The sequence below is a fragment of the Parachlamydiales bacterium genome (assembly GCA_041671045.1).
Taxonomy (GTDB): Bacteria; Chlamydiota; Chlamydiia; order Chlamydiales; family JABDDJ01; genus JABDDJ01.
In genome coordinates this window covers 178,174-184,870 of record JBAZCF010000005.1, presented here as the reverse complement: position 1 = coordinate 184,870, position 6,697 = coordinate 178,174, and the positions used below count along the sequence as shown (strand labels likewise).

The 6,697-nt window shown below is 44.1% G+C and carries 6 protein-coding genes; 1 reads left to right on the top strand and 5 read right to left on the bottom strand.

Annotated features, from left to right (window positions below; translation table 11 throughout):
* The 3 genes from WC222_07675 to rplM all read right to left on the bottom strand — a co-directional run.
* Positions 1 to 491 (bottom strand): hypothetical protein (locus WC222_07675; protein MFA6916261.1); only part of this gene is annotated, 491 nt, incomplete at its 3' end.
* Positions 492 to 668: 177 nt separating this feature from the next.
* Positions 669 to 1,058, bottom strand: a complete 390-nt coding sequence (gene rpsI, locus WC222_07670) for a 30S ribosomal protein S9 (GenBank protein MFA6916260.1) — start codon at positions 1,056 to 1,058, stop codon at positions 669 to 671.
* A 3-nt stretch (positions 1,059 to 1,061) separates the two neighbouring features.
* Positions 1,062 to 1,508, bottom strand: a complete 447-nt coding sequence (gene rplM, locus WC222_07665; GenBank protein MFA6916259.1) for a 50S ribosomal protein L13 — start codon at positions 1,506 to 1,508, stop codon at positions 1,062 to 1,064.
* 150 nt (positions 1,509 to 1,658) lie between these two features.
* On the opposite strand from rplM, the gene miaB reads away from it, so the two are divergent.
* On the top strand, positions 1,659 to 3,038 hold the full coding sequence (gene miaB / locus WC222_07660; protein MFA6916258.1) for a tRNA (N6-isopentenyl adenosine(37)-C2)-methylthiotransferase MiaB: 1,380 nt from the start codon (positions 1,659 to 1,661) through the stop codon (positions 3,036 to 3,038).
* Positions 3,039 to 3,620: 582 nt separating this feature from the next.
* Here miaB and WC222_07655 read toward each other — a convergent pair.
* Together WC222_07655 and ligA are read right to left on the bottom strand one after the other, a co-directional pair.
* Entirely contained in the window at positions 3,621 to 4,667 is a 1,047-nt protein-coding gene (locus WC222_07655) for a hypothetical protein (GenBank protein MFA6916257.1), read from the bottom strand.
* A 25-nt stretch (positions 4,668 to 4,692) separates the two neighbouring features.
* Complete coding sequence (ligA, locus tag WC222_07650) at positions 4,693 to 6,696, bottom strand: NAD-dependent DNA ligase LigA (protein ID MFA6916256.1); 2,004 nt, start codon at positions 6,694 to 6,696, stop codon at positions 4,693 to 4,695.
* Between the last annotated feature and the right edge of the window lies 1 nt (position 6,697).

The following is a 6,697-nucleotide window of genomic DNA, read 5'->3' as shown; positions in this document are numbered from 1 at the left end:
ACTTTTTGAGAGAAAATGGCTGTTGCTAAGAAATATACGCCTGTGGCTAGTGACTTAACGGCTAGACTTAGTCCACGGAAAGGGCTTATTAGGCGTGCTTCCCAATGCGATTCGGTCAAAACAATACTATTTTCATAAAGATCATATTCATTGAAACTGACCATTTTGGTAATTGGATTTAGTAGGCTAACTTCCGGTAATAGGATGCCATCCACTGTAAGTAAAGCTCCGGCAATAAGATCCGTAGCTGCTGCAGCAACATTACCTACAGCATAACCTAAGTAGGAGATATCTCTTTTGATCAAACTCGTTGCTGCATTTTCCAATACTCTAGGCGCCCTTATTACTAGAGAAGCAGCTGTGCCTACTGAAGCAAATGCTAGCGTTGCAACACGTGCTTTTATGCCATAGTATACGTTCCCAAGAATGGACTTACTTGAACTCAGTATTTCACTTGTTTGAAAACTTATATTACCTGCAAACATACCCATAAAAAACCTTTGATTGTAGTTTGTATTAACTTAAAGCATTATTTTAAAGAAATTATATTAAGAATCAATAAAGATTAATGCAACTATTCAACTTAAACTAAAAAAAATATTTAATTATGAAATATAAGAATAAAAAAGAAAGACCCAGGCTGGGTAGCCTGGGTAAAAGAATGAAGCTTAACGCTTAGAGAATTGGAAGCGTTTACGAGCACCAGCAAGACCGTACTTCTTACGTTCTCTCTTACGAGGATCGCGTGTAAGGAAGCCGTGTTCTTTGAATTCATGGTGAACGTCGCTACGTTCTTGAACAAGAGCGCGGGAAAGACCTAAGCGGATAGCTATGGCTTGTCCTTCGATACCGCCGCCGCAAACGCGAACGATGATGTCATAGTGGCTATGTCCACCGAAGGATTTGAACGGAGCTAGGATAGCTTCGCGTTGGATCTCTAGAGGGAAATAGGTTTCGAATTCTCTACTGTTGACGTTGATTTTACCGGAGCCTGGGCGCAAACGCACAGAAGCCACGGCTGTTTTACGACGTCCTGTTGCAACTTTTTCTTCGATCATAATCTATCCGTTGATGTTGACGACTATAGGTTTTTGGGCCTGCATGTTGTGCTCGGCTCCTTTAAAGATGCGCAAACGCTTCATCAGCGCGCGGCCTAAACGATTTCTTGGCACCATACCGTGTACAGCGCGTTCGATGATGCGCTCGGGGTGGCGTTCTTTCATACGGCGGTAAGGAATGAGTTTTCCACCGCTAGGATAACCGGAATAATCGTAGTATTCTTTTTGAGCTTCTTTGTGCCCAGTTACAACGACTTTTTCAGCGTTGACCACGATAACACCGTCGCCACAGGCAACATGAGGTGTGAAAGTGGGTTTGTGTTTTCCGCGTAAAATCTTACTAATTTCACTGGCGAAGCGTCCTAGCGTCATGCCAGTCGCGTCCAAAACGAACCATACGAGGTCCGTTTCTTCATTTTTTGCCATAAAGGTCTTATTTTGGTGCAGCATATTACTTCCAAATCTTACATTTTATAGATGTTACGAGTGATGATAACTTTTTAAGACGTTTTTGCCAATTGTTTTCTTATCCTTCTCAAGGTTGAAAAAAACTTTGTCGAAACTCTATGATGTTAGGATAAACTCACAAGGATGAATGTAATGAGAGAATTGAAGAAGTTCTATGTCCGCACTTATGGCTGCCAGATGAACGAGTTGGACAGTGAAATTATGGCAGGGATGTTGGAGCAGCGTGGGTTAGAAAAAGTTGACGAAGAGGAAGAAGCGGATCTATTGATATTCAATACCTGTTCTATCCGCGACTTGGCAGAGCGCAAAGTATTGGGGAAATTGGGCCGACTCGGCAGGAGTAATAAGCGTGCATTGATAGGCGTTACAGGATGTATGGCGAATGCAAAGAAAGATTCCTTATTCCAGAAAGTCCCTAACATCGATTTTGTATTAGGAACCAATAATATCCACGATTTGAATAATGTGTTGGATGAGGTCTTGTCGACAGGTAAGCAGGCATTCAGGACAGATGATAAATTTACCTTTGAGTTAGATTATGCTGCGACTAAAAGAGAAGATAAAGTCAAAGCGCATATCTCCATTAGCCGCGGATGCGATAAGTTCTGCACCTATTGCGTTGTGCCATATACACGTGGACCGGAGGTTTCTAGAGCACCCGAAAGCATTATTGAAGAGTGCCGGCGCTTAGCGAATTTAGGATATAAAGAGATCTCGTTACTTGGACAAAACGTTAACAGTTATGGAAAAGACCATCCCGAATGGAATTGCTTATTTCACGATTTATTATACCGCATAGCCCCTATCGAAGGGATTGAGCGTATCCGCTTTATGACAAGCCATCCTGTGGATATCACCGAAGAGTTGATGATAGCATTGCGCGACATAAAGAAGATGTGCAACTTTGTCCACTTCCCCTTTCAAGCAGGTTCCAATAGAGTGCTGAAAAAAATGCACCGTATTTATACGATTGAACAGTATATGGAAAAAGTGCGGATGCTGAAAGAATATTTACCGAATGTCGCCTTTGGAACAGATGTGATTGTAGGTTTTCCTACAGAGACACATGAGGATTTCTTGGAAACAAAGAAAATCCTGCAGGAAGTAGAATTTGACGTAGCCTTTCTGTTTGCGTTTAGTCAGCGTAAAGGCACACCTGCGATGCGTTGGAAGGAGACTGTATCCGAGATAGAGAAAGAAGAGCGCCTGCAGGAGTTGATGGCGATCCAGGACGAGATCTATGCAAGGAAGAGGCAAGCCTTTTTAGGAACAGAGGTAGAAGTCTTAGTGGAATGCGTGAATTTCAGGGATGCGTCTATGCTTAAGGGAAGGACGACTTGCTGGAAAAACGTACTTTTCCCTGGAGATCCCTCCTTAATTGGGACGCTGCAGAAAGTCAAAGTGCATAGTTATTCGCATCAGACCCTTTTAGGTGAGCTGTCGACACCTTATCATGTGGCGGCTCAGGATAGAGGAGTCAAGATGTCGGGGTTAAGAGTCATTAATTCATAGCAAGCTCGTTCCGCCCGGCATGATGTTTGCTCCTAGGGTGGTTTGTGTGGTCTTTTATTTAAACGCAAAGAACGCAGAGAAGCTCCGCCCTACATTGGCTCGTCACGGGCATAGTTGTTTTCGTTCCGATCTCTCATCGCCACGGTCCCCCACAGGACCGCGGCGCCGACGTTGACATGCCCGCTTGCGCGATCACGTCAAGGATATCAAGACACTCCATAGAAAAAACAAAATCGCGGTTTTCACAGCAGAGACATGTTAGTGAACTTAATGCCAGATACCGTCACCAGAATGAGCTGTTTCCATTTGGGTTTATCCTGCAAAATACTGAATATTTACGGTGTGGTGTTAATGTTTGACGTGATCGCGTCAGCGAGCATGTCAACGTCGGCGCTGCGGTCCCGCGGGGGACCGCGGCGATGTGTGATCGGTACGAAACAATCGTCTTAGTGACAAGCTAATGCGGGGCGGAGCTTCTCTGCGTTCTTTGCGCCTTTGCGTTCATAAAACACTTCACAAACCATACTACAGGCAACTTCTTGCCGGGAGGCGCCGAGCGGAGAACCGCTCTACTGACAGACGTCACTGAACACGATTTTTAGGCCGCTGGACTGTCCCATTTTCGATCAGACCGTTGATATGCTTGTTATAAACATTAGAGATGCGCCTGCGCTTATTTTTAGTTTCAGCAGAAGCTTTATGATCGGGAACAATCACTTTAACAACAGCATCCAAGGGATAGCTATGGTCGAGGATAGCGGAGTTATAGGTACAAGGGATAGAGAACCTTAGGCCAAAGTTTGCGGCGGTCCTGAAACCTAAGAAACTGAAGATTTTATCAAGGATGGTGATCCAGGGGCGGTCGCCGAATAGTTCATTAGAAACGGTGACATGGTGTACTTTATTATGATGTTCCCTGAGTTTAGCATTGCCGATTTCCGCTTGCAAGCCAACCCCTAAAGGCAGTGAATTAACACAGTAAGCCTTGACTCCATTTTGAAAGGCGGCATATTCCGCTAATGAAGCGCCTAAGCATGTTCCGGATAAAATTATCTTTTTATCGGGGTATTTTTCTTTCAGAGCTGCGACAATTTTTTCGGCTTGGGAATAGATCAGAGGGGTACCGCCCAGAAGACTGACGCCTGCACTGAAGATATACTTGAGGCCTTTACTTGGGGAAACATCACTTAAGAGGGAGTCGGCAGCACCGAATCCTACTAGGATTTCGTTACTACATGCCGATTCTGCGACGATGGCTTTAAGCCCGGTAGAGTAGTCCACTAAAGAGTTATCTTTAATTTCGATTGTGCCGGGGAGCTTCTCTAAATCCAACCCTAATTGAGATGCGCTGAGTAATCCAATGTTAAAAGGAGTGATCCAGGCTGTATTTTCTGATTTAGGTACAGCAGCCATCACATATTTATAAAGGTTTTTCTTTATCTCGGCAGCACTCTCTTCTTGAGAAATAAAGGACCATTGATAATTAGTAGCATTCCAATTAATATCAGGATTATCAAGTTCACTATTAAATATTTTATTAAACAAGTATTGTGGCAAAGACCATGTTTTGGAGCCCAGAAAGCGGGAAATCCAACTATAACATGAATTGCAAATACCATTTAAAAACATTTATACTAATCCAAAAAAAATACAATTAACAGTAACTTAAGAAGGTTTTTTCGTCAATTATTTCAATTCCTAATAATTGAGCTTTATTTAACTTTGAACCTGCCGCTTCACCTGCTAATAAACAATCTGTTTTTTTAGTAACGGAATCCGTCACTTTGCCACCCCTGGACTTAATCGCTTCTATAGCTTCCTGTCGCGATAGCGTTGGTAGAGTTCCGGTAATTACAAATGTTTTATTTTGAAAAAATGGATTGTATTGAATTTGACGTGTTTCTTGTATTGGATTAACCCCTAAAGATAATAATTCATCTATTTCTTCACGATGTTCGGAGTCTGCAAAGAAGCTGAGGACGGATTCTGCGACTTTTTCACCTATCCCGTCTATGGACAATAGATCTTGGGTGGTCAAAGCGCTTAATCCTTGTATCGTGGCAGATTTTTCCGCTAAAAGTTCAGCTATTCCCTCCCCTACATGTTTTATGCCTAAAGCAAGAAGGAAACGGGTCAACGGAACTTTCTTAGAGGTTTCAATAGCGTTTAGGAGGTTTTCGACTGATTTTTGTTTAAAACCTTCCAACTGGAAAAGTTGTTCTGCATTAAGCCGATAAATATCGGGAAGTTTCTGTACAAAACCTTTTTGGATAAGTTGTTCAAGAACCTTTTCTCCTAAAGTATCGATATCCATGCCGCCTTTACTGACAAAGTGGAAAAGCCGGCGTAACTGTTGTTCCGGGCATCCTTTAGTATTGGGACATCGCACTGCGACTTCTCCCTGCACCTGAACAACTGCAGTACCGCATACGGGGCATTCATTGGGCATATGCCATGGTTTTGAGTGTTCTCCCCTGCCGCTTAGATCTACACCTACGACTTTGGGGATGACGTCCCCGCCTTTCTCAATTGTGACGAGGTCGCCTACACGGATATCCTTTCTCTTGATTTCGTCGTAGTTATGGAGAGTCGCGCGCGCGATTGTGCTGCCGGCCAGCTTAACGGGGTCTAGTTCAGCGACAGGCGTCAGCACGCCGGTGCGTCCTACTTGAACAGTTATCGCATGGATTTTTGTTGTGGCTTGTTCAGCAGCGAATTTATAGGCGACAGCCCAACGCGGGGCTTTAGCTGTAGTACCGAGATGCTGTTGTCCCTCCAATGAATCGAGTTTGATGACTATGCCATCGATATCGAAAGGGAGAGTTGGGCGAGCGTCGGCAACTTTTCGAGCAAAGTCAAAGATTTCCTCGAGTGTTTTACAATGGTTTCTTAGTGCTAGCGTCGGAAGGCCGCATTTTTCGAGGAAATCGTGGACTTGTGATTGAGTTTTGACAGGAAGGCCTTTAGTGTTGCCTAAACCGTAGAACACGATCGAAAGCTTTCGGCGAGCGGCTTCTTTCGGATCAAGAAGTTTGAGCGATCCGGCGGCGGCATTACGGGGGTTAGCCCATAGTTCTTCACTTTGAGCAGCTTTAGCGGCATTTGCTTGGTGAAAGACTGAATGTGGCATGAAGACTTCGCCTCTAACTTCCAGAATAGCGGGTGGATTGTCCATAGGAAGCTGCAGAGGCAATGACTGGATCGTCCGCATATTAATTGTGACATCGTCACCGGTCTTACCATCGCCGCGTGTGGTGCCTTGAACAAAAATACCATTTTCGTATTTGGCTGAGATGGCAATACCATCCATTTTTAATTCACAGCAAAATACAGGATCGGGAATTTCTAAAAGCTTTTTCACTCTTTGGATAAAGTCTTGCACTTCCTCCCTATTGTAGGTGTTGGAGAGAGAGAGCATAGGGCTTTTGTGCGCGACGGTAGGAAAAGCTCCGGAAAGGCCCTCGGCAACACGTTGCGTTGGGGAACCGGGAAAAATCCATTCGGGGTGATCTTTTTCGCATTGTTCTAGCAGGGCATATAGACGGTCATATTCTTTATCGCTAACTTGGGGAGCGTGCTGTTGATAATAGAGGCGGTTATGGCTCCAAATTTCTTTGCATAGCGCAAGATATTCTGTATGAGATGTAGGACGATGCATG